At 67.5% G+C, this 25,561-nt stretch carries 22 protein-coding genes; 10 read left to right on the top strand and 12 right to left on the bottom strand.

Annotated features, from left to right (window positions below; translation table 11 throughout):
* Nucleotides 1-233 precede the first annotated feature (233 nt).
* Complete coding sequence (locus ACQ4L4_RS09970) at nt 234-836, bottom strand: cysteine dioxygenase (RefSeq protein ID WP_431104084.1); 603 nt, start codon at nt 834-836, stop codon at nt 234-236.
* Between the two features lie 153 nt (nt 837-989).
* Between ACQ4L4_RS09970 and ACQ4L4_RS09965 the strand changes: the two genes are divergently transcribed.
* Nucleotides 990-2,075: an LLM class flavin-dependent oxidoreductase gene (locus ACQ4L4_RS09965; protein ID WP_431104083.1), complete on the top strand. Its 1,086-nt coding sequence runs from the start codon at nt 990-992 to the stop codon at nt 2,073-2,075.
* A gap of 37 nt (nt 2,076-2,112) precedes the next feature.
* A complete protein-coding gene (locus ACQ4L4_RS09960; RefSeq protein WP_431104082.1) occupies nt 2,113-3,069 on the top strand; it encodes an ABC transporter substrate-binding protein in 957 nt (318 codons plus the stop codon).
* Between the two features lie 12 nt (nt 3,070-3,081).
* Here ACQ4L4_RS09960 and ACQ4L4_RS09955 read toward each other — a convergent pair whose 3' ends face one another.
* The 3 genes from ACQ4L4_RS09955 to ACQ4L4_RS09945 form a co-directional block, all read right to left on the bottom strand.
* On the bottom strand, nt 3,082-3,291 hold the full coding sequence (locus ACQ4L4_RS09955; RefSeq protein WP_431104081.1) for a hypothetical protein: 210 nt from the start codon (nt 3,289-3,291) through the stop codon (nt 3,082-3,084).
* 108 nt (nt 3,292-3,399) lie between these two features.
* Nucleotides 3,400-4,836, bottom strand: coding sequence for an MFS transporter (locus tag ACQ4L4_RS09950; RefSeq protein ID WP_431104080.1), 1,437 nt, complete (start codon nt 4,834-4,836; stop codon nt 3,400-3,402).
* A 24-nt stretch (nt 4,837-4,860) separates the two neighbouring features.
* Nucleotides 4,861-5,334, bottom strand: coding sequence for a nuclear transport factor 2 family protein (locus tag ACQ4L4_RS09945; RefSeq protein ID WP_431104079.1), 474 nt, complete (start codon nt 5,332-5,334; stop codon nt 4,861-4,863).
* A gap of 270 nt (nt 5,335-5,604) precedes the next feature.
* Here ACQ4L4_RS09945 and ACQ4L4_RS09940 point away from each other — a divergent pair, with 270 nt between their 5' ends.
* Nucleotides 5,605-6,231, top strand: a complete 627-nt coding sequence (locus ACQ4L4_RS09940; RefSeq protein ID WP_431104078.1) for a TetR/AcrR family transcriptional regulator — start codon at nt 5,605-5,607, stop codon at nt 6,229-6,231.
* A 24-nt stretch (nt 6,232-6,255) separates the two neighbouring features.
* On the opposite strand, the gene ACQ4L4_RS09935 is transcribed toward ACQ4L4_RS09940, so the two are convergent.
* On the bottom strand, nt 6,256-6,948 hold the full coding sequence (locus tag ACQ4L4_RS09935) for an aspartate/glutamate racemase family protein (RefSeq protein WP_431104077.1): 693 nt from the start codon (nt 6,946-6,948) through the stop codon (nt 6,256-6,258).
* Nucleotides 6,949-7,073: 125 nt separating this feature from the next.
* Between ACQ4L4_RS09935 and ACQ4L4_RS09930 the strand changes: the two genes are divergently transcribed.
* From ACQ4L4_RS09930 to ACQ4L4_RS09915, 4 genes are all read left to right on the top strand, one after another.
* On the top strand, nt 7,074-7,655 hold the full coding sequence (locus ACQ4L4_RS09930) for a hypothetical protein (protein ID WP_431104076.1): 582 nt from the start codon (nt 7,074-7,076) through the stop codon (nt 7,653-7,655).
* A gap of 220 nt (nt 7,656-7,875) precedes the next feature.
* Complete coding sequence (locus tag ACQ4L4_RS09925) at nt 7,876-8,181, top strand: hypothetical protein (RefSeq protein WP_431104075.1); 306 nt, start codon at nt 7,876-7,878, stop codon at nt 8,179-8,181.
* 25 nt (nt 8,182-8,206) lie between these two features.
* Complete coding sequence (locus tag ACQ4L4_RS09920) at nt 8,207-8,521, top strand: hypothetical protein (RefSeq protein WP_431104074.1); 315 nt, start codon at nt 8,207-8,209, stop codon at nt 8,519-8,521.
* A 275-nt stretch (nt 8,522-8,796) separates the two neighbouring features.
* Nucleotides 8,797-9,870 carry a hypothetical protein gene (locus ACQ4L4_RS09915; RefSeq protein ID WP_431104073.1) on the top strand — a complete coding sequence of 358 codons (1,074 nt, stop codon included), beginning with the start codon at nt 8,797-8,799 and terminating at the stop codon, nt 9,868-9,870.
* A 194-nt stretch (nt 9,871-10,064) separates the two neighbouring features.
* Here ACQ4L4_RS09915 and ACQ4L4_RS09910 read toward each other — a convergent pair whose 3' ends face one another.
* Entirely contained in the window at nt 10,065-10,352 is a 288-nt protein-coding gene (locus ACQ4L4_RS09910) for a hypothetical protein (protein WP_421034114.1), read from the bottom strand.
* A 321-nt stretch (nt 10,353-10,673) separates the two neighbouring features.
* On the opposite strand from ACQ4L4_RS09910, the gene ACQ4L4_RS09905 reads away from it, so the two are divergent.
* A complete protein-coding gene (locus ACQ4L4_RS09905; protein WP_431104072.1) occupies nt 10,674-11,972 on the top strand; it encodes a hypothetical protein in 1,299 nt (432 codons plus the stop codon).
* A gap of 87 nt (nt 11,973-12,059) precedes the next feature.
* Here ACQ4L4_RS09905 and ACQ4L4_RS09900 read toward each other — a convergent pair whose 3' ends face one another.
* The 4 genes from ACQ4L4_RS09900 to ACQ4L4_RS09885 form a co-directional block, all read right to left on the bottom strand.
* The gene (locus tag ACQ4L4_RS09900; protein ID WP_431104071.1) at nt 12,060-12,908 is read right to left on the bottom strand and encodes a hypothetical protein; all 849 of its coding nucleotides are present in this window, start codon (nt 12,906-12,908) and stop codon (nt 12,060-12,062) included.
* Between the two features lie 16 nt (nt 12,909-12,924).
* Nucleotides 12,925-13,599 carry a DUF6345 domain-containing protein gene (locus ACQ4L4_RS09895; protein WP_431104070.1) on the bottom strand — a complete coding sequence of 225 codons (675 nt, stop codon included), beginning with the start codon at nt 13,597-13,599 and terminating at the stop codon, nt 12,925-12,927.
* A 488-nt stretch (nt 13,600-14,087) separates the two neighbouring features.
* A complete protein-coding gene (locus ACQ4L4_RS09890) occupies nt 14,088-15,563 on the bottom strand; it encodes a chitosanase (protein ID WP_431104069.1) in 1,476 nt (491 codons plus the stop codon).
* An 11-nt stretch (nt 15,564-15,574) separates the two neighbouring features.
* Nucleotides 15,575-18,094 (bottom strand): glycosyl hydrolase family 18 protein, encoded by a 2,520-nt coding sequence (locus tag ACQ4L4_RS09885; RefSeq protein WP_431104068.1) that lies wholly within the window; start codon nt 18,092-18,094, stop codon nt 15,575-15,577.
* Between the two features lie 505 nt (nt 18,095-18,599).
* Here ACQ4L4_RS09885 and ACQ4L4_RS09880 point away from each other — a divergent pair.
* Nucleotides 18,600-20,783 carry a hypothetical protein gene (locus tag ACQ4L4_RS09880; protein WP_431104067.1) on the top strand — a complete coding sequence of 728 codons (2,184 nt, stop codon included), beginning with the start codon at nt 18,600-18,602 and terminating at the stop codon, nt 20,781-20,783.
* A 138-nt stretch (nt 20,784-20,921) separates the two neighbouring features.
* Here ACQ4L4_RS09880 and ACQ4L4_RS09875 read toward each other — a convergent pair whose 3' ends face one another.
* Nucleotides 20,922-21,374, bottom strand: coding sequence for a MarR family winged helix-turn-helix transcriptional regulator (locus tag ACQ4L4_RS09875; RefSeq protein WP_431104066.1), 453 nt, complete (start codon nt 21,372-21,374; stop codon nt 20,922-20,924).
* 77 nt (nt 21,375-21,451) lie between these two features.
* On the opposite strand from ACQ4L4_RS09875, the gene ACQ4L4_RS09870 reads away from it, so the two are divergent.
* On the top strand, nt 21,452-23,059 hold the full coding sequence (locus tag ACQ4L4_RS09870; protein ID WP_431104065.1) for an FAD-dependent oxidoreductase: 1,608 nt from the start codon (nt 21,452-21,454) through the stop codon (nt 23,057-23,059).
* A 110-nt stretch (nt 23,060-23,169) separates the two neighbouring features.
* Here the strand turns inward: ACQ4L4_RS09870 and ACQ4L4_RS09865 are convergent, their stop codons facing one another.
* Nucleotides 23,170-25,251 (bottom strand): TonB-dependent siderophore receptor, encoded by a 2,082-nt coding sequence (locus ACQ4L4_RS09865; protein WP_431104064.1) that lies wholly within the window; start codon nt 25,249-25,251, stop codon nt 23,170-23,172.
* Nucleotides 25,252-25,561: the final 310 nt, after the last annotated feature.

Genomic DNA, 25,561 nt, shown 5'->3' with positions numbered 1-25,561 from the left:
CTACATCGCAAGACGGTGAAATCCCGGAGTCTGATTACATGTCGACGGTTCATGGGACAGGCAGGAGACAGGGTTTGGCGTCCCGCCAGGGCCGTCGTACGACGCTTGATGTAGTTTTGCTTCACCGAGAGGACACTCCCTCGCCCGCTTGCGGGAGAGGGTGGGGGTGAGGGCCAGCGGACGCGGCAGTCATCCGGCGCTTCCCGGCGCCCCCCGGCGCCTCCCGGCGCCCCTCACGTCAACGCCGAGTACCCCGACACGAATGGATGCGGCGTGCCATCGGCGTCGTAGGTCGACCGCTCGATGCGGCCGATGTCGGCGCCATAGACGTGGATGCTGATCGAAACCTGACCCTCGATCGCGTTGTGCACGCGGTGGATGTCGCCCAGACGCGGCGAGACGGCCTCGACCTGACCCGGTGACAAGCGCACCGGCGGGCCGTCCGGCACCAGCTCGTGCGGGCCGGTGAAGCGGTAGCCCTGCGAGTCCTCCGCGCCGCGCAGCATGCCGATCAGGCCCCACACGGTGTGATCGTGGATCGGCGTGGCCTGGCCCGGTCCCCAGACGAAGGACACGATGGAGAAGCGCCCCTGCGGGTCGACGTGCAGCGGGTACTGGCGGTAGCGATCGGCGCCCGGCCGGGCGTGGGTCGGCGGCAGCCAGTCGTCGCGCGCGACGAGCTCGGCGAGCAACGGGCGCAGCGAGGTCAGCAGCTCCGGCTCCCGCAGGCCCTGATCGAGCAGATCCCCGGTGCGATCGATGAAGCGGGCCAGTGGCGCCGGCACGGCGGACTTCGCCGACGCGGCCTCGCGCGCCTCGACCTCGAGCTCTGGCATGTCGTTCCCCTCATGTGCCGGACCCAGTGTGGACAAGGCCCTGACCGCTGTGAATCCTGCATTCCGAGCATGGAAAGTCGTATTCGTTCTTTGCGGACAAGCGCGCCGGTCTCTACGTTTCGGTCCTGTCCGACCCACGCAGAGGCCACCAGCATGAGCATCCAATTCATCGGCATGATCCAGTCGCAGAAGACCTCCGAGATCCACCCGGCCAGCGGCCCGGTCGTCGATCCGGACTACGTGGCCGCCTTCGCCCAGGCGCACGAGGCGGCCGGCTTCGACCGCATCCTGGTGCCGCACCATTCCACCGGACCGAGCGCGCAGTTGACGATCGCCCACGCGGCGGCGCACACCTCGCGCATCGGCTTCCTGCTGGCGCACCGGCCCGGCTTCGTCGCGCCGACGCTCGCGGCGCGGGAACTCGCGACGCTGGACCAGTTCACCGGCGGACGTCTCGCGGTGCATGTGATCTCCGGCGGCTCGGACGCCGAGCAGCGCCGCGACGGCGACTACCTCGACCACGACCAGCGTTACGAGCGGACCGACGAATACGTCGGGCTGCTGCGGCAGCTCTGGACCAGCGACCAGCCCTTCGACCACGAGGGCACGCATTACCGCTTCGACGGCGGCTTCAGCGAGGTCAAGCCGCGCCAGCGGCCGCACATCCCGGTGTTCTTCGGCGGCGCGTCCTACGCGGCGTTGCCGGTGGCCGGCAAGCATGCGGACGTCTACGCGCTGTGGGGCGAATCGCTGGAGCAGACCGCCGACCTGACGCGTCGCGTGCGCGCGGAGGCGGCGCGTCATGGGCGGAGCATCGGCTTCTCGGTGTCCTTCCGGCCGATCCTCGCGGACACCGAGGAGGCCGCCTGGGCGCGCGCCGAGCGCATCCTGGCGGACACGCGCCGGCTGCGCGTCGCCGCGGGCTACAGCCGCGGCGGCCCGCAGCAGAGCGAGGGCGCGCGACGCCTGCTGGCGGCGGCGGAGAAGGGCAGCCGCGTCGACAAGCGGCTTTGGACCGAGATCGCACGCGAGACCGGCGCGCGCCACAACAGCACCGCGCTGGTCGGCACGCCGGAGCAGGTGGCCGAGGCGCTGCTCGACTACTACGACCTGGGTGTCACGACCTTCCTGATCCGCGGCTTCGATCCGCTGGAAGACGCGATCGACTACGGACGCGAGTTGATCCCGCGCACGCGGGCGTTGGTCGAGCAGCGGCTGGCGCAGCGGCAAGCCGCTTGAGCCGGATCGCCTTCTCCCTCTCAGTTTCGAGGACCGCATGGGTTCCCATTCCAACGACTTCTCGCGCCGTCGAGCGCTCACCGGCGGGGCCGCGCTGGCGGCTCTGGCCGCCATCCCGTATGCACGCTCCGTGCGCGCACAAGGTCGGGTCGTGGTGAAGGCCGGCGACCAGAAGGGCAACCTGCGCGCGCTGCTGGAAGCGGCGGACGAGCTGCGCCAGTTGCCCTACGACATCCAGTGGAGCGAGTTCCCCGCCGCCGCGCCGCTGGCCGAGGCGCTCAACGCGGAGGCCGTCGACTTCGGCCCGATCGGCGACGCGCCGTTGCTGTTCGCGATCGCTGCCGGCACGCGCATCAAGGCCTTCGCCGTGAACCGCTCCGATGCCTACGGCACGGCGGTGCTCGTGCGGCCGGACTCGCCGTTCAAGACGGCGGCCGACCTCAAAGGCAAGTCCATCGGCACGAATCGCGGCTCCATCGGACACTTCATCGCGCTGAAGGCGCTCGCGTCCGCGGGCTTGAAGCAGGAGGACGCGCAGGTCCGCTTCCTGCCGCCGGCGGAGGCCAAGCTGGCATTGACGCAAGGCTCGCTCGACGCGTGGGCGACGTGGGAGCCGTACACCGCGCTGGCGGAAACCGCCGGCCATGCGCGCGTGCTGGTGAGCGGGCGAGGGCAGTGGTCGGGGTTGAGCTTCCTGGCGGCGACCGACAAGGCGCTCGCGACCAAGCGCGAGGCGCTGGCGGACCTGGCGCAGCGCGTGAAGCGCGCGCAGGCGTGGTCCTACCAACATGTGCCGGAGTTCTCCGCGACGCTCGCGCGCATCATCGGCATCCCTGTCGAGGCCGCGCGCCTGCAGTTCGAGCGCCGCGCCACGCGCTGGATCGCGCTCGACGACCAGGTGCTCGCGGACCAGCAGCGCAGCGCGGATTTCTATCTGCAGGCGGGGCTGCTGAAGCAGCGGCTGGACGTGCGGCCGACCATCACGCTGGTCTGACCGCGACACGCATCAGAAGGACTTGTTGTCCGGCGTCCGCGCGCGCGGCCTGGCCCGGCCGTGCCAAGCCAGCGCGGCGCTGCAGGCGAGCAGCAGCGCCGACCCCAGGAAGTTGCCCAAGGCCTCTTCCGGCTGCGACGGCTGGAGTTCCCACCCCACCTGCGCATTCCATACCGCGATCGCCGCCATGACCACCGCCGCCAGCCCGTGCGTGACTCGCATCCCGACTCCTCGTTCTTGTCGGGAAATCGTAGCCGGTAATGTTCGGTAGCGAACTTAGGGCATGGCCTGAGCGCGTCGCGGATCCCCGGAATGAGGGGAGCTGCGGCATCAACGGAGCGCTGGTGTCCCGGTGCCTCCCGTTCTCGATCTCGAAGCGATGATCGAGAAGATCGCCGACACGGTCAGACTCGCCCCGATGCACAGCATGGCGACGGTCAACGCCCGGGCCATGGCCCCCGGATCCGGTGAAGCGCCCGCGACGCTGAAGAACACGCCGCCGATGACAGCCACGCCAAGTGCCGCACTGATCTGCAAGGCCGAATTCGTGATGCCCGCGATCATCCCGGAGCCGGTCGCCGGCGCACGATGGATGATCGAGCGGACGAGCGTCGGCAGCGCCCAACCCTGACCGAAGCCCAGCAGTCCCACCGCGGCGATCATCGGCCCTTGGGCCGGCATCTGCCCGGGCGCATCGGCGACCAGCAAGGCGAGCAGCACGCAGCCCGCGACTTCGAGCAGCATGCCGATGGCGGGCACCCAGCGGCCGAAGGCGCGGGTGGCCAGCGGCGTCGTCAACGGCCCGATGAAGGCGCCGACGCCGAACGGCAGGAAGACCAGCCCCGTCGCCAAAGGACTCAATCCGATCGCCGACTGCAGGTAGACGGAGAACACCAGGAAGAAGGCGGAGACGACGTAGAAGAAGAGCACGCCCGTCAGGCCGCTCATCAAGCCCGGCATGCGCACGAGGTCGACGCTGACGAGCGGAACTCCGCCTCGGCGGGCGAAGGCCTTCTCGTATTGCCAGAACCCGTACCCGGCGGGCGGGCAGGCGATCAGCATCGCGCACGCCCACCAGGGCCAGCCCCGCTCACGCCCTTCGACCAGCGGCACGATCAGCAGGCCGAGCGTCACGGCGCAGAGCAGCACGCCGATCCGATCGATGGGCGCGGGGCTGTCCCCCCGGACGTCGGGCAGCAACGGCAACCCGAAGATCAGGACGGCGACTACCACCGGCAGGTTGATCAGGAAGATGATCCGCCACTCGAGGTGGAAGAGGTCCGCGGAAATCAATGCACCGCCGAGCGCCTGCGCGGTGACCGCCGCCAGGCCGACGGCCGCGCCGTAGAGACCCAGCGCGCGCGAACGGTCCTGCTCCGGGAACAGGGCGTGGATGGAAGCCAGCCCTTGCGGCGCCATGGCGGCGGCGCTCAGGCCTTGAAGCACACGCCCGACGATCAGCATCGCCGGCGAGGTGGCGAGGCCGCACATCACCGATGTCAGGCCGAAGCCGGTGATGCCGATCAGGAAGATCCTGCGCCGGCCAAAGAGGTCGCCCAGCCGTCCGCCGGTGATGAGGAAGACGGCATAGGCCGCGGCGTATCCGGAAATCACGAGTTGCAGTTCTGCAGCGCTCGTATGCAGCGTGCTCTGGATGGCGGGCAGGGCGACATTCACGATGAAGAAGTCCAGCGGGGGCAGAAACGCCCCCACCAGCAACACCGCGAACGCCGACCACCGACGCGTGGCGGAGGTCGTCGTCTGCATGATGGTCAGTGGCCGCCTTGTGCCTCAGGCCGGACGGCCGAAGGCTTCGGTCCCCATGATGGGCACCCAGTTCTGAAGCGGCGTGGCGTAGTGCATCGTGAATGTCCGCTCCAGGAAAGCCCAGCGCCCGTCTCGGCGCTGATAGACGTCGCGATACTGGCCGCTCACCTGCAACGGACCCTTTTCAACGTCGTAGAAGATGCAGTCCGCCGCGACCAGTCCATGGCCGTTGTCGCCATCCACCGTGATCAGCGCATTCGCCATCCAGTGATGCATGTGGGGCATGCGCTTCATGTTGACGCTCGCTTGCGCCAGGATGGCCTCGAGTCCCTCGGCGTTGCCGTTCGCGCCCAGGAGCAGTCGCGACTCCGGATGCCAGAGGGTCGCGAGCAGTTCCTCGTTCATGGTGTCGAACGCCTCCGCGTAGTTGGCGATCAGCGCGTCGATGGCGAAGCGGCTTTCGATGGCGTCAAGGCGTGCTTCAAGTTCTTTGGACATGGGCGTGTTCTGAATTGAGTACCGAGTGGTACAAAAATTGGGAAAAAAATGCGAGGTCGTGTGAACACCTCGCGCTGATCTGATTTAAATATCGATCGGTACAAATATACGGGAGGGTGGAAGGCCGTGTCAACGACCTCGGCCGTGGCGCGTGCTCGGGCGGAAGTCCACGGAGGAGGGCGGCCGACGACGCGGGCGCGTGGCGGGTCGCGTCTTGTCCGATGTTTTTGTATCGATTAGTATGTAATCTTTGGTCTGTCGGAGATCTTCATGGCTCAGCGGGGCCGACCACGCACCTTCGATCGCGATGCCGCGGTCACTTCGGCGATGTACCTGTTCTGGGAGCACGGTTTTGAATCCACATCCTTGTCGCAGTTGAAGGCGGCGATGGGCGAGGGGATCTCCGCGCCCAGCTTCTACGCGGCCTTCGAGTCCAAGGAGGCGCTGTACAAGGAGGCCCTGGAGCGATATATGGCGATCTACGGCAACCTGACCCGGAGCCTCCATGACACGTCGCTTCCGCCGCGGGAGGGCGTGTTCCTGGCGCTGCAGCGCTCGGCGAAGATGCAGACGGAGAGCGGCCATCCGAAGGGCTGCATGGTTGCGCTGGGCGTCGTCGGCGCCAGCTCCACCGGCAGCGAGGCGGTGACCCAGCTGCTTCGGGAGGTGCGCAGCCGCACGCGCGCGGGATTCCGCGCCTGTGTGGAGCGGGGCATCAAGAGCGGAGAGCTGCGCGACACCACGGATCCGGCGTCGCTGTCGATTGCGTTCGACTGCTTCTTCCAGGGCCTGTCCGTGCTCGCCCGCGATCGTGTCCGGCATGCCGTCATCGAGAAGGCCGTGACCGAGGCGATGGGGATGTGGGATGCCGCGATGGATCGGGCGACTCCGGCCTGATAGCGCGTGAAGCGAGGCGCCCGGTCAGGGCGCCAGCGCCAGCTCGATCGCGGACTCGCAGTGGATCAGCGTCGTGTCGAAAACGGGCACGGACACGTTGCCGGCGTCGAGCAGCATCCCGACCTCCGTGCAGCCGAGGATCATGCAATCGGCGCCCTGAGCCACCAGCCTGCGCGCGACGTCCTCGAATCGAGAGCGGCTCTGGCTCGTCGCGACGTCCCTGCAGAGCTCGTCGTAGATGATGCGATGCACGTCGGCGCGATCGGCATCGCCGGGAATCAGGGGCTGCAGTTCGGCCGCCTTGAGGCGATCCACGTAGAAGGCCTGCTCCATCGTGAATGCGGTGGCGATGAGGCCAGGCGCCTTGAGCGCGGACTTCCTGATGCGATACGCGGTGGCATCGGCGATGTGCAGCAGAGGGATGTCCACGCCGCCCATCATCTGGTCGGCCAGCTTGTGCATCGTGTTCGTCGCCAGGACGATGAAGTCGGCGCCGCCGCGCTCCAGGGCCTTGGCCTCCGCGTTCAGGATGTCGCCGGCCTCGTCCCAACGTCCGGCCGCTTGCAGCCGTTCTATCTTCGCGAAATCGAGGGAGCGGATGAGCAGCTCCGGAGAGTGCAGGCCGCCGAGACGCCGGCGCGTGATCTCGCATAACTGGCGGTAGTAGATCTGCGTGGAGGCCGCAGACATGCCGCCCAGGATGCCAATGACTTTCATTGCGGTTCGGATCGACGAGCGCAGGGGTTGATCAACGGTCAGCCTAGCACTCCCGAGTTGGCCCTGCAGTCTGTCGTGCAATCTACTAGTTGGTAGATAATGCAACAAAGCCACGAAGGTTCCCCATGACCGGCATCCGAGCACATCCATCGACGCGCTGCGTTCCGTCCACCGCCGCGAGGTCCGGCTGCAACGCGCTGGCGAGCGCGACTGCAGCCGCGGCGGACTTCCCGACCGTGATGCGGGATCACCATAAGAAGCTGATGTCGCCGACGGAGCCAGCCAAGGCGACTCCCAAACCGCAGCCGGACCTGCTCGCGACCATGTCGCGCCGGCCTGACATCGAAGCGATGATCGAACGGCAGCATGCGGCCAGGAAGGCGTCGTTGTGCGCCAAGGGTTCGCCAATCGCGCGAGGTGATGACGACGATGCCGATCTCTGCGACGAGCACCACGAAGATCCGCCCGCGTGGCGGGTGGGTCCCTGTGGACACGGTCTTGTCCATGGCGCGCCGGTCGAATGCGCTCCGAGGCCAATGCCGTCAGCCACGACGCTGGTCACCAACCTTGTCATGTGGCATCCGTTCGAAGCGGCTCGAACTTTCGTGTCGACGGTGCGCGCTCAGCCGCGGCGCAGACGCAGACCTTCGGCCGATCAACATCGTGTTGATCCGCCGCAGGCAGAGGTGGACGGCGACGGGACGTGACTGCGGCGCCCCGGCGCGTCGTGCCGGTGGATACTCCGAGCTCACGGCGGCTTCTTCGCCATGAGCCCAAGTCGCATTCATCCATGAAGCTTCGTACACGCTTGACCCTGTTCCGCTGGCTCGTGGTCGCGAGCATCGCGCCGCTCAGGGCGCATGCACAGGAGCAACCTAACTCCACGCACCAGATCGCACGCGAGCAATGAGCGTTGAGACAAGGTACGTGGGCAAGCCGCTGCTGCGGCTTCTGGATTGCTATCTGCTTGATTGCATCCAGCAGTTGGACGATGAGCAACGGGCGGGGCTTGTACGCCTCGAGCCGAAGCTCCAGGCAGTCTTCGGCATGAACGGTCGCTGGAACGAGATCCTCTGTGCGGTGCTGGATCTGCCGGATACCTTCCCGGAGCAGGTCCGGGCGCACTGGCAGGGCTATCTCGATCACGCGCACGGTCTGGGCCGATCGGTTCACCCGAATGAATTCGTGCTCGACTTCACCCGTCAGAACTTCGCGGAAGTGGTGAGCGGTTGACGCCGGGACACGAAGCAGTACGACCATGCATTCCAGCCTCCCCATCCAGATCTCGCGGTTCGTCGACGAACACTTTCCGGGCTTCGTCGAGTGCGTGCTGGTCGACGCATTCGGGAAGGCGCACGTCTTCATCGAGAAGGTGCCTGTCATCACGACCGAGAACCTCGTGTCGACGAGCAGTTACCCCCGTCCTGGCGCGATGGATTGCGAAGTGGTGGCCGAATGGACGGACGACAACGGACGGGCGCTCTCGCGGGTCAACACCGAACGGCCCTGGGACGTCGAGTCCACCGAAGGACTGTCCGAATTCGTGGTGTCGACCTCGGCGCTGCAAGCATGAAGGCCATGCAATGGGCCCTGGCCATCGGCTTGACGTGCTCGGGAGCTCCGGCGCCCGCGGTGGATGATTGGAAGTCCACACGTGAAGCACGTGCGCTGATGGTCGAGCCCGACCTGCCGGTGCTGGACGAGGCCGTCTCGGCGCTGGACGTGTCGCTGCGCGCGCAAGTCTTGACCCCAACACGGCACGACTCCCTCCTATACTCCGCGCCCATCACGCCAAAGCGGTCCCGTTCAGAGGACTTCGGCGACCGATCTTTCAACGGGGAGGAACCCATGATTTCAGCGAAGCGCACGCATGCCGCCATTCTGGCGGCGATCTCGACCCTCATCGTCGCGGCCTGCGGCGGCGGTGGCGACGCCGGTCCGGACTCGGTCGCCCGGGCCTCGTCGGTGCCGACGACGCTCAGCGCCAACCAGCAGATCTTCGAAAGCTTCGTCCTGGCACCCGCCGAGGGCAGCTATTTCCTGCACTGGAACCTGAACTACTCCGGCGCGCAGACCGCCGGCGTGAGCTACGCGTATTCGGACTTCGGCCTGCTGACGGCGTCGCCGTTGACGAGCGGTCCGCAGCCCAGCCCGCAGAGCGCTCCCCACAACATCACCAGCACGCTGGCGCTGCCCACGCCGGGCGCCACGCGCGTGCTGAAGAACGGCGCCGTGCTGGTCGCGAGCAGGTCGAGCACGGTGTCGTACGTCGGCGACGACGTGCGCGTGGACTCGCTCGCCGCGGACGGCGTCACCGTGGTGTTCTCCGAGGTTCGCAGCAACTACGAAACCGTGGCGCTGACCGGCCTCGTCAAGTCGGCGCCGGCGGACTTCGCGCACTTCCACAACTCGTTCTTCTCGAACGCGAACGTGCTCGACGCTACCGCGACGTATCTGCCCGGTGCGGCCTACCTCAAGTTCGACCAGACCAACAAGGGCGACCGCTACAACGCCTTCGACTGCACGACGGCGACCACCGGCACCAACATCACGCCGTGCCGCACCGCCACGACGCTGACGGCCGCGCTCACTGCAGGCATCACGTCCAACAGCGACGGCACCACGTATCGCCTGGCCAACGGCACCATCAGCACGGTCGACGGCGTGCCCGTCTGGGTGGCGACCAATCCGCGTCCGCAGTCGGCCACGATGACCTCGACGGTCCAGTACCGCGTCTACTTCGAGCTGAACGGCAACGTCTACACCGGCGGACTGACCAAGGACGGCGCGCTGATGGGCGACAGCTACTACGTGTCGAATCCGGCCGGCACCACGGTCACCCAGCGGCTCACCTTCCTGCCCTTCGACATCCGCATGAACAAGGCCGCGCATGACAGCATCGCGGCGGCGATGAAGATCTGATGGGGGCGCCTTCGGCGCGCCGCCCCTGAACGCATGGCGCCGGGCACTGCTCGGCGCGATCATCTTCTGGGGCATTGCCGCTGTGCTGGTCCCCATGCTCCTGATGACCGGCATTCCGTACTACCAGGCGCACGGGCGACTTTTCGAGATCCTTCCCGGTCTGGCGACGCCCGCGCGGTAGCTGACGACCCGGGTCAGCGGACCGGGCGACGCCGGCCGTCCTCATCGACCCAGTACCGGCCGCCGTTGCCGTCGGAGTAGACCTCGCGCTCGCGTCCGTCGACGAGCAGCCGTCCGATGACTGCGCCCGCGACGGCGCCGACCACGGCGCCCGTCACGGCGCTGCCGCCGGCCACGGCACCGACGACCGCGCCGCCGACGGCGCCCACGCCCGCATTGCGCGCGTCACGCGTTGCACAACCGACCGTCATGGCGGCGCAGGCGGCGATGAGCGCCGCGTTCCTCAGCAGGGATGTCCTCATGGCTTTCCTCAACGATGTTGGTGGATGAACCCGCACGGCAAGCGCTGTGCCTTTCCCTCCGCCTTTACCTTTGTCCTTGCCCTTGATCGGGGAGGCGGCACCGGACGGGGAGACATCACCGAAGCGCGGCGCTAACGCGGTCTTGACGAGTGCGGTGTCGAAAGAGGCAGCGCTGCTTCACAAACGCAAAACAAAGAGAAATAGTGCGCGCCTGGCTCGCGGAATGGGCGATATCCGCCTCCTATACTCGCCGCCGCAAAACGCCGGAGCGGTCCCGTCGATGGACCGCCAGGCAGTCGATTTCAACGGGAGGAGGACCCCATGGTCTCAGTGAAGCGCAAGAACGCCGCCGCATTGGCAGCCCTGTCGGTCATCGTCGCGGCCTGCGGCGGTGGCGGTTCCGACGACGGCTCGGCGCCCGTCATCGCCACGCAACCGATGAACGCCACTGTGCTCACCGACGGCACGACGATGTTCACGGTCGTGGCCACGGGCAGCGGTCTCGGCTATCAATGGCAGAAGAACGGCGTGGCCATCGCGGGCGCCACGTCCGCGTCGTACCAGACGCCGGCCGTCACGTCCGCGGACAGCGGCGCGAAGTACACGGTCGTGGTGACGAACTCGTCCGGCAGCGTCACCAGCTCGGCCGCGCAGCTGACACTGCAGCTGAGCGCCAACCAGCAGGCCTTCGAGAACCTGATCCTGTCGCCCAACGCGGGCAGCTACTTCCTGCACTGGAACCTGAACTACTCGGGTCCGCAGATCAATGTCACGAACTACGCCTACTCGGACTTCGGCGTGCTGACAGCGTCGCCGTTGACCAACGGTCCGCAGATCAACGCGCAGAGCGCCCCTCACAACATCACGAGCACCTTGGCGCTTCCCTCGCCGGGACCGACGCGGGTGCTCAAGAATGGCGTCGTTCTCGTCGTGCCGGCCACGGCAGGGTCGAACAAGGTGAGCTACGTGAACAGCGACGTGCGCGTCGACTCGCTCGCCGCGGACAACACCACGGTGGCGTTCTCGGAGATCCGCAGCAACTACGTGACCGTGCCGCTGACCGGCACCATCGCCGCGACGCCGGCTGACTTCGTGCATTTCCACAACTCGTTCTTCTCGAACGCGGGCGTGCTCAACGCCGCGGCCACCTACGCGGCGGGATCGAGTTACGTCAAGTTCGCGCAGACCAACAAGGGCGACCGCTACAACGCCTTCGACTGCACGACGGCGACCACCGGCGCCGCGGTCACGCCGTGCCGCACGGGCATGACGCTGACGGCCGCGATGACCGCCGGCATCGTGTCCAACAGCGACGGCACGACCTACGTCCTGGCCAACGGCGCGGTCCGCACCGTCGACGGCGTACCGGTCTGGGTGGCGACGAATCCGCGTCCGCAGTCCGCGACGCTGAGCTCGACGGTCCAGTACCGCATCTACTTCGAGCTCAACGGCAACGTCTACACCGGCGCGCTGATCAAGGACGGCACGCTGCTGGGCGGCAGCTACTACGTGTCGAATCCGAGCGGCGCCACGGCCGTCGACCGGCTCACCTTCCTGCCCTTCGACATCCGCATGAACAAGGCCGCGCATGACAGCATCGTGGCGGCGATGAAGATCTGATGGGATCGCCGTTGAGCTGAAGGCATTCGGCTCCTCCGTCGCCGCCGGCTTGCGCATCGACTGCGCAACACCGGCGGCGATTTCCTTTCAGGCCGTCAACAGACTCGGCCGCACCTGCTGCCAGCGCTTGCGCTTGGCATCCGCCTCGCCGAGCTCGGTGGCCGCGACGTACGCGATGAACTCGTAGCGCGGCAACTGCTCGGTGTTCACCTCGCCGCGCAGCACGTACGTGGGCACGAGCACGCTCTGCACCTCGGTGGGCGGGATGGAGAGCAGACCCAGTTCCACCGAGGCCACGGTCACCTTGGCGCCTTCGTCCAGCCGCGCCAGCGCCTCGCTGGCGGCGAAGCGGCGCATCGCCTCCTCGGGCTCGACGCTGGCCCGCGCACCGATGCGCTCGACCGCCCGGGCGAAGCGGTAGGCCTGCATCATCTGCCCGTCCGCCGCGACGGTGACCTGGGCCTTGGCGCCCGGTCCCACGAGCGGCAATCCGTCAAGCGCGTAGCGGTAGTTGACCTGCAGGCCGACCACCTTGCGTTCGCCCTCGCGCTTGTCTCGCGTGGCCTGGAGCACTGACAGCTCGGTCACCGAGTGGACGTCCGGCCGTGCGTATTCGTCGCCGATCATCGCCATCACGCGCTTGGCCGTCTCGAGCGCGCGCTCGCGGTCGGGCGGATCGAGCACCAGGTGCCGGCCTTCAGCATCGATGTCCAGGCGCTCGATGCGCAGCGAGTGGCTGGCCTGGTAGACCTCGAGCGCCGAGGTCTCGTTGCGGCAGACGTACCACGCGCCGGCATCGGCGACATCGCCCTTCATGTCGAAGCGGGCGGCCAGGCGCGCGACCTTGTCCGGTGTCCAGGTGGGCGGCAGGGCCGCGTAGACGGGCAACTCGCGGTTCACGCGCGGCAGGTCGGGAAACTGGATCTTCACACTCATGTCGTACTCCTTGAACTCAGCAGGCGCCGCGGGCGTAGTAGAGGACGTTGGGGCTGTCCGGATCGGCCGACACGCTGCCCTTGCCCCACCAGTGGTCGTTGTAGGTGTCGGTGCCCTCGGCGTCGGCGCGCAGGTAGGCCCACTGCGTGTCCGAGCCCTCGGTGTCCTGGCAGGCTTTGATCCAGGCGCGGCGGACGGTCTCGCCGTTGTTCAGGTACTGCGCGAGGATGCGGCCGCGGTCGGCCTCGTCGGAGGTGGTGGTGTGGAAGCCCAGGATGTAGTGCAGGCCCTTGAAGACCGGCCAACCCCAGCGGCTGAACACGCCGCTTTCCTCCAGCACGTTGCAGGCGTCCAGCGCGATCCATTCGAGGTCCTTGTCGCCCCATCGGATCTCGGTGGGCCGGGCGAGCGCGTCGTCGATCTTGACGCCGAAGTGGAAGCCGCCCGGCGAGCCGTGGCCGGAGAAGAACACCATGTCGACGTTGTCGGCCCAGATCGTGTCGGAGCCCGAGGCCGGCGAGCCGACGCCCTGCTGCTCGAAGTCGCGGTCCCACGCGAGGTCGTCGCCCCACTGGAAGCGGCGCGTGGCGCTGAGCGTGTTGTAGAACCCCTCGGCCTGAGGCTTGGTGTTGGTGAGGTCGGACGCCAGCCCGTGGTACTGGCGCACCCATTCGATTCCGATACTGCCCATGTGAACTCCCCTTTGAACAGCGCGACGGCTGTGATTGCGAGGGCGCAAAGATGCGCCGAGGGCGCCCGCAGGGGAACCTTCAAACTGGGGAAGAGGCGGGGTCGGCGGGGATCAAGCTAGGGGGGCACGGATGGCCGAATCGACCGGCGGCGCCCGTCCCGGCGAGCGCCTGGGCGACCTGAACGTGCCCTGGAAGCTGGAGAAAAGGCGGCAGCCTCACGATTCCCGCGGCGATCAATCGCGCGGGCTTCTCCATGAGCAACTGGGATGCGCAGCTCGACGCGGTGCGTGAGTCCGGGGAGCTAGTCTTGCCGATGCGAACTCCTTCCCTGGGTGTCCACCGAGCCCAGGACAGTGCCGAGGCCCGCGTGCACGGGTCTCAGTGGGGCCGGAATGGGGCTTGAGGGTCCAGGAGGGAGCCCTCATGTCCCGTGGAGAGCCCGCGCCTGGCCTCCCGAAGTCGGTTGGCGCTGACGCGGGCATGGCGCTCACTTGATCGAGTAGCTGTCCCCGTACACCTTCCAGTTCAGCGGTGTCTTCAGGTCCAGGTTCCCTGCCTTGAGCCACACGCGCTGCGCGGTCTCCACGCGGCTGACGTCGTTGTGCGCCTCTTCGGTCTTCATCGCGGCCACGCGCGCATCGAGGAAGGCGTTGAGGTAGGTGACCTCATTGCCGCCTTGCGCGGGCGTCTTCGCCTTGGCCATTGCCGCCTTGCGGATGCCGCCGAAGCTCACGCCGCTGTTGCCTGGGCCGTGCATCACGATCGCGTCGTAGTAGATGAACTGGCCGAGCGCCTTCAGCCCGTCGTTCTTGGCCTGCTGCACCGAGGGGTTGAAGTAGGAGCGGTCGCGCTCGTGATCCTGCGCCTGCTGGAAGACCGTGTCGCTCGCGGCCGTCTTCCAGTCGCTCTGGAAGTTGGGATCGAGACCCGCATGCGAGTCGCTGCCGTTGACCGAGCGCAGCGCGTTCAGGTACTTCGCCAGCACGTTGCCCGGCTTGACCGAGTTGTAGTACTGGACCAGTTCCAGCATGTCGCCAGTGCCCGAGCAGAAGCCGATGATGCCGGCCGTGTAGCCGCGACCGTCGCGGATGTCCTGGATGTAGCGGTACTGCGCCTTCCAGTCGAGCGACGAGTTCTCCGCGCTGGAGACGATCTGCATGGCGATGTCCTTGACCTTCGGGTCGGACAGGCCGGCTGAAGGCGCGGGTGCGGGCGCCGGAGCTGGGGCGGGCGCAGGCGCCGGAGCGGGAGAAGGCGCGGGAGCTGGCGAAGGGGCCGGTGCTGGCGATGGTGCCGGTGCGGGAGCGCCGACGGCCTTCAGCTTCCAACGCTGGTTCGCGCCGCCGGTGCAGTCCCATTGCTGGATCGCACCGCCGGCCGCGGTCGAGTGGTCCTTCACGTCGACGCACTTGCCGCTGTGGCGCGCCTTCAGCGTGTAGCCGTCGGCGGAAGGCGCGACCAGGAAGCGCTGGTTGTCCGTCGGCGCCGTCGCCCATTGCTGGATCAGCGCGCCGTTGGCGGTGGAGACGTCCGTCACGTCCAGCGACTTGCCGCTGGCGACGTTGACCAGGCGATAGCTGCCGCCGGTGTCGGCGCGCAGCTCGAAGCGCTGCGAGGTCTGCGTGCCACAGCGGTTCTGCTGCAGCTTCGTGCCGTTGGCGCCGACGTTGCCGGCGATGTCCAGGCAGAGACCGGACTCGCCGGATTCGATGGTGTAGAGGCCGGCTGTGACGGTGACCGCGCCGGCGGCGAGCGCACGCGCGTCGGGCGCGTTCTCGCCAGCGTCGGAGGCGGCCGATGCCGCCGCATCGGCGGACTGCGCGAAGACGCTCTTGCCGGCGTCGTCACCGCCTCCGCCGCCGCAGGCGGTCAGGCAGGCGCTGGCGACCGCGAGCAGCGCGGGCGTGGCCAGGAAACTCGAAGCACGCGGTGGCCGCGGAGGGGCGGGAAAGTGATGGTTCATGACGGAGCTCCTTATTTCCACTCGGAAGATTGCAGCAGCGGATCCGCTGTGAGGCCGAACGTCGAGCCGACCTTCTGGCCGACGGTGCCAGGTGTTGCCAGCGGCGCGGCGCCGCAGCTGCCGCCACCCGTCTTGAGGATGGCCCACAGCATCGCGCCGTCCCGCGCGTTGCGATTCGGCGCGCTGCCGTTCAGCACCGCGTTGGTATAGCGCTGCACCGAGTACGGCTGGTTGAGGTTGGCGCCGTACTGGCTCTTCAGGTTGCGCGAACCGGTGCACTGCGCGTCGCCGTCGTTGACCACCAGCAGGCCGCCGGCCCAGCCCTCGGGCGCCGGCTCCAGGCCGATGGACACGATGGTCTTGGCCGGGAACAGCGAGCGGTAGTCGTTGTACGCGGTCACGCCGTCGTAGTTCTCGAAGCGCGCGTCGTAGCTCATCACGTTGACCATGTCGAGCATGTTGGCCACGGCCGGGAACTTGCGCACCACCGCGCGCTCGCGGCCCGCGTTGCCGCCCCAGAACGAGACCTTGCCCGCGCAGGACGCGTCGGCCGAGGTCGCCGCGGTGCAATCCGCGCCCGTCGACCAGCCGGCCAGCGTCAGCACGCGGCCGTTGCCGGCGATGTCCACCGCGCGGCGCAGCGCCTTGATGACGTTGGCGTAGCGGTCCACGTCGCCGTCGGTCTCGTAGTCCACGTCCAGACCGTCGAAGCCGAGTTCCGTCTGGATCTTGGCCAGCGCGTTGATCGTCGGTCCGTTGCCGGCCGCGCCTTCCGCGGCGAGCGTGCCCCAGTTGTTGTAGGTCGCGCCGCCGACGGCCAGGATGACCTTCTGGTTGCGCTGGTGCAGCACGTCGATCGCGGCCTTGATGTCACGCGGCGTCGCGTTGAAGTTGATGCCGGTGCCCGAGAAGGTGTTGGCCGACAGCCCCGCCCACGAGAAGGCCGGATCCGCGAAGGACACCATCACATGCGTGTAGGTGGCCGGCGTGCGCGCGAACTTGCTGGCCTTGTAGACGTCGTTGGCCGACTTGCCGGTGGCGTCGAACCAGTTGTCGCTCCAGGTCGGGTAGTAACCGACGTAGACGCGGCGCGTCTGCGTCGCCTTCAGCGCTTCGGGCAGCGTCAGGGCGCCGCCGGGCGATGGCGCCGGCGCGGGGCTCGGCGATGGCGCGGGCGAGGGCGACGGGGCTGGAGAAGGCGAAGGTGCCGGGGAGGGCGACGGTGCGGGCGTCGGTGCCGGCGCCGGCGCCGGCGAGCCGCTGCAGCTCGCCGAGGTCGGCGTCCACAGCGACGGTGTCGCGGCCGGGTTCCAACCGGTGCCGACCCACGCGGTGTGCGTCACCAGCGCCTTGTAGGTCTTGCCCTGGTAGCTGACCACCTGGCCGGCGGTGAAGGTCTTGCCTTCGGCCCAGGCCACGCAGGTGCCGGGGTTCGGTGCCGGAGCTGGCGAAGGACTCGGCGCGGGGCTCGGGCTCGGAGCCGGCGTGGGCGACGGCGCTGGCGCTGGCGGCTGCGGTGCCGGAGAAGGCGCGGGCGAGCCGCTCTTCGCCGCGGCGAAGGCCTGCCAGTACTCGAAGTCGCGCGTGTTGGCGCGGCTGTATTCGCCGAGGGCGCCGTTGCCGACGCGGTCGCGCTGCGCGGCCCAGTAGGACAGCAGGCCCACGCCCTTCTGTTTGGCGAAGTTGGCCACCGTCACGGCGTCCGCCGGGGTGAAGACCTCGGACGCCACGTCGTTCTGGCCGATCATCGGCGTGATGCCGATCATGGCCCACAGCTGCGCGTCGGTCTTGCCGGGATACAGCGGCTTGAGCTGCGCCACCGTCTGCGTCGCGGCGGAGACCGCCAGGTCGCCCATGCGCTTGCCGTTGCTGTAGTAGCCGCCGTAGTCCATCGTCATCAGGTTGACGATGCTGATCTTCACGCCCGCGTTGACGGCGCTGCGCAGCAGCTCGACCGCCTCGCGCTGCAGGCCGCCGGTGTCGTTGGCGTTGACGTAGGGAACGACCGGCAGCGTGAACGAGGTGTACAGGTCCGGATAGATGGACTGCAGCTGCTGGATCGCGGCGTTGCGCACGTTGTTCAGGCGCGTGTCGCCGAGCTGGCCGCCCTCAATGTCCCAGTCGATCGAGCGCGTGCCGTTCGCGTCGATCAGGCGGCGCAGTTGCGCGACCAGGTCGTTCACCGAGCAGGTCGATTCGAGGTAGGTGCCGTTGGCGCCGCCCAGGGACAGGATGACCCGGCCGCCGGACTTGATGTAGGCCTTGATGTCGGCCTGGAAGCTGGGGTTGCTGATCGTCGTTTCCAGACCGCCGCCGACCGTGCAGCCGCCGCCGGACACGCCGAAGGCCAGCGTCACGGCGTCGATGCCGGCCTTGGACTTCGCCTCGCTCAGCGTCTTGATGCCGTACGCGCCGCTGCCGAAGCCCCAGGTGAAGAAGTAGGGCGCGACGATGGTGCCCGCCTGGGCCTGCGATCCCGCGGCCAGCAGCGCGGCGGCCAACGCCACCGCCTTGATTTGTCCAGTACGCATGTGCAATCACTCCTGCTGTCTCGCACCGGTGGGCGTGCGGGCTTGTTGTTCGTGATAAAACCACCATGAAACCAGTGGCGGAATGTAGGAACGGCAGGAAATTCGCGCTGTGACAAGCAGTATGCGGACGCGGTGTCGGAGTGTGTCGAATACTGCAAAACATCACGTCGCCGTCCGTACTCCTGATTTTCCTGTGGCTGGAATATGGGACGACGGCACCCGAGCGGTGCATTCACGCCGACAAGCGGCGAAAGTCCTTGATGTGTAAGGGAGTGAAGGCGATCCGACGAACGGCGAAGCAAGCCGGAAACCGTGTGGCGAATCCTCCTACCTCTTTCGGGCGAAGAATTGACAGGTTTGAAAACATTTGTGCGAGCCGGTCCCGTCATTGCGGGGGAGAGGGGGTATTTCCGACCGCTGATCGGAAACAGCCGGACACGGTCGAAGTATTGGATTGGTATTTCTTCTTCCTAGACTCGCGCCACTTTCAGGAAGGAGATTCGTCATGGCATGGAATCAAGGACGGGCGTGGCCCCTGCACGCGCTGCTGGCGGCGGGCTGGATCGCCGCGCTGACGCTGTCGGCGGAGGACGCCGACGCGGCCACGCTGCGCGCGGCGGCCAACAACAACTTCGTCAGCGCGACGGCGACCGGCACCTCCTATCTCACGGCGACCGCCGGCGCGGCCAACAGCTGGGAGCAGTTCGACGTCGTCAACAACGGCAACGGCACGGTGTCGTTCCGGGCGCGCATCAGCGGCAACTTCGTCTCCGCCGACATCGGCCTGGCCGCGCCCAACACCGGCCGCCTGATCGCCAACCGGCGCACCGCCGATGCGTGGGAGCAGTTCGTCGTCGTGCCGCAGGCCAACGGCACGGTGGCGCTGCGCTCGGTGGCCAGCGGGCTGTACGTCAGCGCCGACCTGAACCTCGGCGGCGTGCTCGTGGCCAACCGCAACACGGTGCAGGCCTGGGAGCAGTTCGTCATCGCGGACCAGCCGACGACGCCTCCGACGCCGCCCACCACCGGAACGCCGCCGGACTTCGGGTCCAGCGTGCACATCGTCAGCCCGACCACGCCCAACCTGCAGGGCGTGATCGACGGCATCTACAACGCGCAGCAGCCGAATCACTTCGGCCCGCGCCGCGACGCCATCCTGCTGACGCCGGGCACCTACAACAACCTGCGCATCCCGGTGGGCTTCTACACGCAGGTGCTGGGCCTGGGCAGCCATCCGGACCTGGTCCACGTCAACGGCGACCTGCGCTCCAACGCCTTCCTCGGCGGCGACAACGCGACGCAGAACTTCTGGCGCGGCGCCGAGAACTTCTCGGTCACGCCCAGCCTGGGCATCGGCAACAACACGATGCAATGGGCGGTCTCGCAGGCGATCCCGTTCCGGCGCATGCACGTGCGCGGCAACATCAAGCTCAACCAGAACAGCGGCTGGTCCAGCGGCGGCTGGTTCTCCGACGTGCTGGTGGACGGGCAGGTGAACTCCGCCAGCCAGCAGCAATGGATCTCGCGCAACAGCCAGTGGGGCAGCTGGACGGGCTCCAACTGGAACATGGTCTTCGTCGGCGTGCCGAACGCGCCGGCGGGCAGCTTCCCGACCGCGGGCCAGCGCTACACCAAGATCGCGCAGACGCCGGTGATCCGAGAGAAGCCCTTCCTCTTCATCGACACCGACGGCAGCTACGCGGTGCGCGTGCCCGCGCTGCGACAGAACAGCAGCGGCATCTCCTGGAACAACGGCGGCGCGACGCCGGGCCGCACGATCCCGATCGGGCAGTTCCACATCGCCAAGCCGGGCGACACGGCGGCCGCGATCAACACGCAGCTGGCGGCCGGCAAGCACCTGCTGTTCACACCTGGCACCTACTTGCTGACGCAGCCGCTGCGGGTCAACAACCCGGACACGGTGGTGCTGGGCATCGGCTTCCCGACGCTGCGCTCGGACAACGGCCAGCCGCTGATGCAGACGGCGGACGTGGACGGGTTGACGATCTCGGGACTGTTCTTCGACGCGGGCGCGGTGGAATCGGGCGTGCTGCTCGAGGTCGGCCCGAACGGCGCGGCCGCCAACCACGCGGCCAATCCGACGGTGCTGCACGACCTGTTCTTCCGCGTCGGTGGCGCGGCGGCGGGCAGGGTCCGCATCGCGCTGAGCGTCAACGCGAACAACACCATCGTCGATCACACCTGGGTCTGGCGCGCCGACCACGGCGCGGGCGTGGGCTGGACGCAGAACCCGTCGGAGAACGGCCTCTGGGTCAACGGCAACGACGTGACCATGTACGGGCTGTTCGTCGAGCACTTCCAGAAGCACCAGGTGGTCTGGAACGGCAACGGCGGCCGGGTGTACTTCTATCAATCGGAGATCCCGTACGACCCGCAGAGCCAGGCCGGCTGGAACAGCCCGACGGGCCGCGGCTGGGCCTCGTACAAGGTGGCGGACAACGTCACCAGCCACGAGGCCTGGGGACTGGGCGTCTACAGCGTGTTCACCAACGGCGGCATCCTGCTGGATCGCGCGATCGAGGCGCCGGTCAACGGCAACGTGCGCTTCCACAACATGATCTCGGTCTGCCTGGGCAACAACGGCGGCATCGTGCACGTGATCAACAACACCGGCGCGCAGACCGGCTGCAATGCGTCGTTCACGCCGACGGTGACGAACTTTCCTTGAGCGGAAGTCGACACGTCGTTCACGGGTGAGGACGCCGGGAGGCGGTCCGCCGTGAGCGCAGGCCACGCGACGGCCTGAATGGCAACGCCCGCACGACGCGAGTCCTGCGGGCGTTGTCGTCGGCGGGCGGTGGCGGGATCAGGGCGCGTCGGTCGCGCCTTCCAGCGCGTCGACGAACTTCGTCATCAGGCGCACCAGGTCGTCGAGCTCTTCCTTGCTCCACTCCCCGAAGATCTGCCGCCCCATGCGCTGGCGCGCGTCGTCGATGCGATCGGTCATCGCCTGACCCTCGGCGGTGACGACGGCCTCGCGGACGCGGCTGTCCTGGGCGCTCTTCTGGCGGCTGACCAGGTTCAAGGACTCCAGCTTCGCCACTTGGCGGCTCACCGTCGTGTAGTCGCGTCCCACGCGATCAGACAGGTCCACCACGCCGATCGGTCCGAAACGCTCGATGCCCACGAGCAAGGGGAATAGCGCCCGGTCCAGCAGCACGCCCGCTTCCTCGATCAGGCGCTCGTCATTGCGCGGGCGGTTCATCACGCTCGCGATGCGGATCAGCGCGCCGTGCAAGGCCTTCAGTTGGGTCGACATATGTGTATCTTGCACATTTTTTCGAGCCGGCATACCATTCCTTCAGTTATGTGCAAAATACACTCAATTGGAGCGACATGAACGAATCCTTCCTCCCGGGCGCCTTGCCTGCTACCACCCAGGTCCTCATCGTCGGCGCCGGTGCGGCGGGCCTGACGCTCGCCCTCGACCTCGCCCGCCGGGGTGTCGATTTTCAACTGATCGAGCAGTCCGCCCAGCCATTCCACGGCTCGCGCGGCAAAGGCATCCAGCCACGCACGCAGGAGGTCCTGGAGGACCTTGGCCTGCTCGACCGGCTGGTGGCGACCGGCGCGCCGTATCCGCCGCAGCGCCACCATACGGCGGACGGCAGTTTCACCGAAACGAGCTTCGAGACCTCGCCGCCGACCTCATCCGAGCCGTATCCAATGCCGCTCATGGTGCCGCAGTTCCTGACCGAGGCGGTGATGCGCGAGCGGCTGGCGGAACTCGGCCACGCGCCGCGCTACGGCTGCGCGCTGGTGGACTTCGAGCAGGATGAAGAGGGGGTCACCGCACGCGTGGCGGTCGGGACCCACGAGACCCACGAGACCCACGAAACCGACGAGACCGACGGGATGGTGGGCGGGGCGGACATCCGCCATGAGCGGATTCGTGCGCGCTACCTCGTCGGCGCCGATGGCGGACGCAGTGACGTGCGCAAGCAGTTGGGCATCGACTTCCCCGGCAAGACGCTGGGCGTGCGCGCGGTGGTGGCGGACGTCACCCTGAGCGGACTGCCGCGCGACGCGTGGCATCAGTTCAACGACGGATCGATGGCGCGGCAGCTCGCGCTCTGTCCGTTGGCGGGGACGGCCTTGTTCCAGCTGCAGGCGCCGGTCCCGTTGGAGGGCGAGGTCGACCTCGGCGTCGACGGGCTCAATGCGATGGTGAAGGATCGTTCGGGACGCGACGACATCCGCATCGAGGCCGTGTCGTGGGCTTCCGCGTACAACATGAACGCGCGCCTGGCCGATCGCTATCGTGTGGGGCGGGTGTTCCTCGTTGGCGACGCGGCGCACATCCACCCGCCGACGGGCGGTCAGGGCCTCAACACCAGCGTGCAGGATGCCTACAACCTGGGCTGGAAGCTGGACGCCGTGCTGCGCGGCGCGCCGGAGGCGCTGCTCGACACGTATGAGGAGGAACGTCGCCCGGTCGCCGAGGGCATGCTGAAGCTGTCGACCCGCTTGCTCGACGCCGCCAAGCGCGGCGACAACCGCCGCGGTCGCGAGGTGCATCAGCTCGACATCGGGTATCCGGAGTCCTCGCTCGCGCTGGAAGTGCCGGCCCGCGAGCGTGGCCCGCTGGCCGGCGACCGCGCGCCCGATGCGCGCCTGCGCGGCGCGGCGGGGCAGGGGACGCGGCTGTTCGAGCTGTTCCAGGGACCGCACTGGACGCTGCTGGCGTACCGCAGGTCGCGGACTTCCTTGAACTCGCGCAGGGACCTGCCCGCGCGGGCCGGTCTGCGTATCCACGCGATCGGCGAGGCGGGCGAAGGCGGCGACTATGTGGACGAGCACGGCGACTTCCGCGTCAGCTATGCGTTGCAGCCCGGTGACTGGGCGCTGGTGCGTCCTGACGGCTACATCGCCGCGATCGTGTCGTCGTCGCACCTCGAGGCGCTCGAACGCTTCCTGAGCGCCTGCGGCCTGCCGCGGCCCTGAGGCAGGCGAAAAAAGACCCGGGACTCAGCCCGGGTCTTGAATTGCAGGAGCGTGAGGGCGCTCTCGAACGCGCGTTGAACGCACGTTGAGCGCGCCTCGATCGGCGCTTGTCAGAGCTTGTAGTCCAGCGACACGCCGTAGTTGCGCGGCGCGCCGTAGATCGCGCCGTAGGCCAGGCCGCCGATGTACTTCTTGTCGAACAGGTTGTTGACGTTGGCGCGCAGCGTGGCCGACTTGGACAGCTCGTAGGACGCGAACGCGTTGGCCACGACATAGGCGCCTTGCTTGGCGCTGCCGATCTTGCTGACTTCCGACTGCCAGCGGCCGCCAAGGCCGACGCGCAGTGCCGGCAGCATCGGCACGCGGGTGTCGACGCGGAAGTTCAAGGTGTGGCGCGGCACCCATTCGTAGATGTCGTTGCCGTCCGGGCCGGTGAGCATCAGGCGGGTGTAGCCCGCGGTCAGCTTCGTGTCCTTGCCGATGCGGCCGGTGGCCTCGAATTCCCAGCCCTTGGACTTGACGTCCTTCGGCACGTACCAGTACTGGCCGCCCGAGGTCATTCCGCCGTAGGTCGCCAGGCCTTCCTGCTTCGACGTGAAGACGGCGGCGGTGGTCAGCAGCGCCTTGTTCAGCCACTCGGCCTTCACGCCCACTTCGCCGTTCACGCCCTTCATCGGCGCGAGGTAGGTGCCGTTGATGTCGTACTGGTCCTGGTTCTGGAAGATGTTGGAGTACGACGCATAGGCCAGCACGTCGGACGTGATGTCGTAGGTCACGCCGAAGTAGGGGCTGGTCTTCTTCGTGTCCGGATAGTCCGTGCCCGTGGCCGGATTGCCGTAGACCGTCGAGCCGGCGCGTTCCAGCTTGACCGCGTTGACCCCGACGATGGCCTTGAGCGAATCGGTCACCGCGATGCGCGACGCCGCGTACAGGCGCGTCAGCGTCTGCTCGCCGCCTTCGCCGGCGGCGCGCGGACCCCATTGCGGCTGCGTGTAGGCGTCGCCGTCGTACGGGAAGGCCGGCAGCGGATCCAGCATGTGGTCCAGCACGGCGTAGGTGTCGGTCTTGGTCTCCTGGTGCGACCGGCTCAGGCCCACCAGCACCGTGTGCTCACGGCCGAACAGGTTGAACTTGCCGTTGACGTTGGCGTCCAGCACGTTGTTGTCCGAGCTGCTCAGGCTGCGGTACGGCCATCCGACCAGACCGGTGTTGTCCGGGTTCAGCACGCCGCTGTTGGAATAGGCGTACAGCAGGCGCGTCGCCTCGTTGCCGTGGCGGTAGTTGTAGGTGACCTTGGCTTCCCAGTTCTTGCTGAGCTGGTGGGTGTATTCGGCGAAGGCGTTGTAGGACTTGGTGTTCCAGTAGGTCCACTTCTGCGAGGTCGACGAGCCGACCGGGAAGTCGGCCTGCGTGCCGTCCGAGCGCAGCAGCGTCAGCGAGCCCCACATCGGCGAATCCTGCTTCGCGTCCACGGCCGTGATGCCCACGGTCAGCACGCCGTTCGTGCCGATCTGGCCGTCGACGACGCCGTAGACCGAGGTGCGCTTGTCCTTGAGGTCGCGCAGGTAGGAGTCCTTGTCCTCGGTCGCGACGACGAAGCGTCCGGCCCACGCGCCGTCCTCGGTCAGCACCTTGTTGTAGTCGAGGGCCGCGCGCTTCTTGCCGTAGGAGCCGAAGGAGACGTTGAACTCGCCGCTGTCCTCGTTCTTCGGGCGCTTGCGGATGTAGTTGATCGTGCCCGACGAGTTGCCTACGCCGGTCAGCAGGCCGTTGGCGCCGCGGATCAGCTCGATGCGTTCGAACAGGAAGGTGTCCTCCCTGCCGACGACCGTGCCCCAGGAGTTGGTCATCCCCAGGCCGTCGACCTGGGTCAGCTGGATCTCGAAACCGCGGGCGTTGAAGGTCGCGCGGTTGGTCTCGTACTGCTCGACGTTGATGCCGGTGGCCAGGGCCAGGGCCTCGTTGCTGCCGGTCAGGCCGAAGTTGGCCATGTCTTCCTGGTCGATCGAGCTGATCGTCTGCGGCGTGTCCTTCACGTCCATGGGCAGGCCGGTCGCGCCCTTGGAGACGCGGTTCGCGCGCTTGCCGGTCACGACGATCTTGTCGAGCGTGGCGTCCTGGGCGTGGGCCAGGTCGCCGATCGCGAGGGACGCCGCCAGGGCGCACGCGGTCATCAGGAATTGCTGCTTCATCGAGTAGTCCGGAAGAGGGAGGAGGTGACTTTCGGCCGGGACTTTAACGCAGGTGAGAGTGATTCGCATTAAGTGAAATGACAAAAACGAGTCATCTCGCGCAGCACGTGGTAGCGATACCACGGAGCGGTGGCGCCTCGAAGGACGGGCGGCGGGCGTCAGCTGGTCAGCGCACGGCCTGACGAAGGAATGCGTCGGATGGATGGACGAGATCTTCGATCGGAACCAGGCATGAACGCGCGGTGGCAGGTCTTGCTGAAGAGCAAGTGGACGAAGTGGGTCGTCGGGGCGGGCGTGCTCGTCAAGGTCG

The sequence above is a fragment of the Roseateles noduli genome (genome assembly GCF_050626985.1).
In the GTDB taxonomy this organism is placed as follows: domain Bacteria; phylum Pseudomonadota; class Gammaproteobacteria; order Burkholderiales; family Burkholderiaceae_C; genus Roseateles; species Roseateles noduli_A.
Note: the sequence above shows the minus strand (reverse complement) of the source record. Positions and strands in the feature narration are given on the sequence as shown.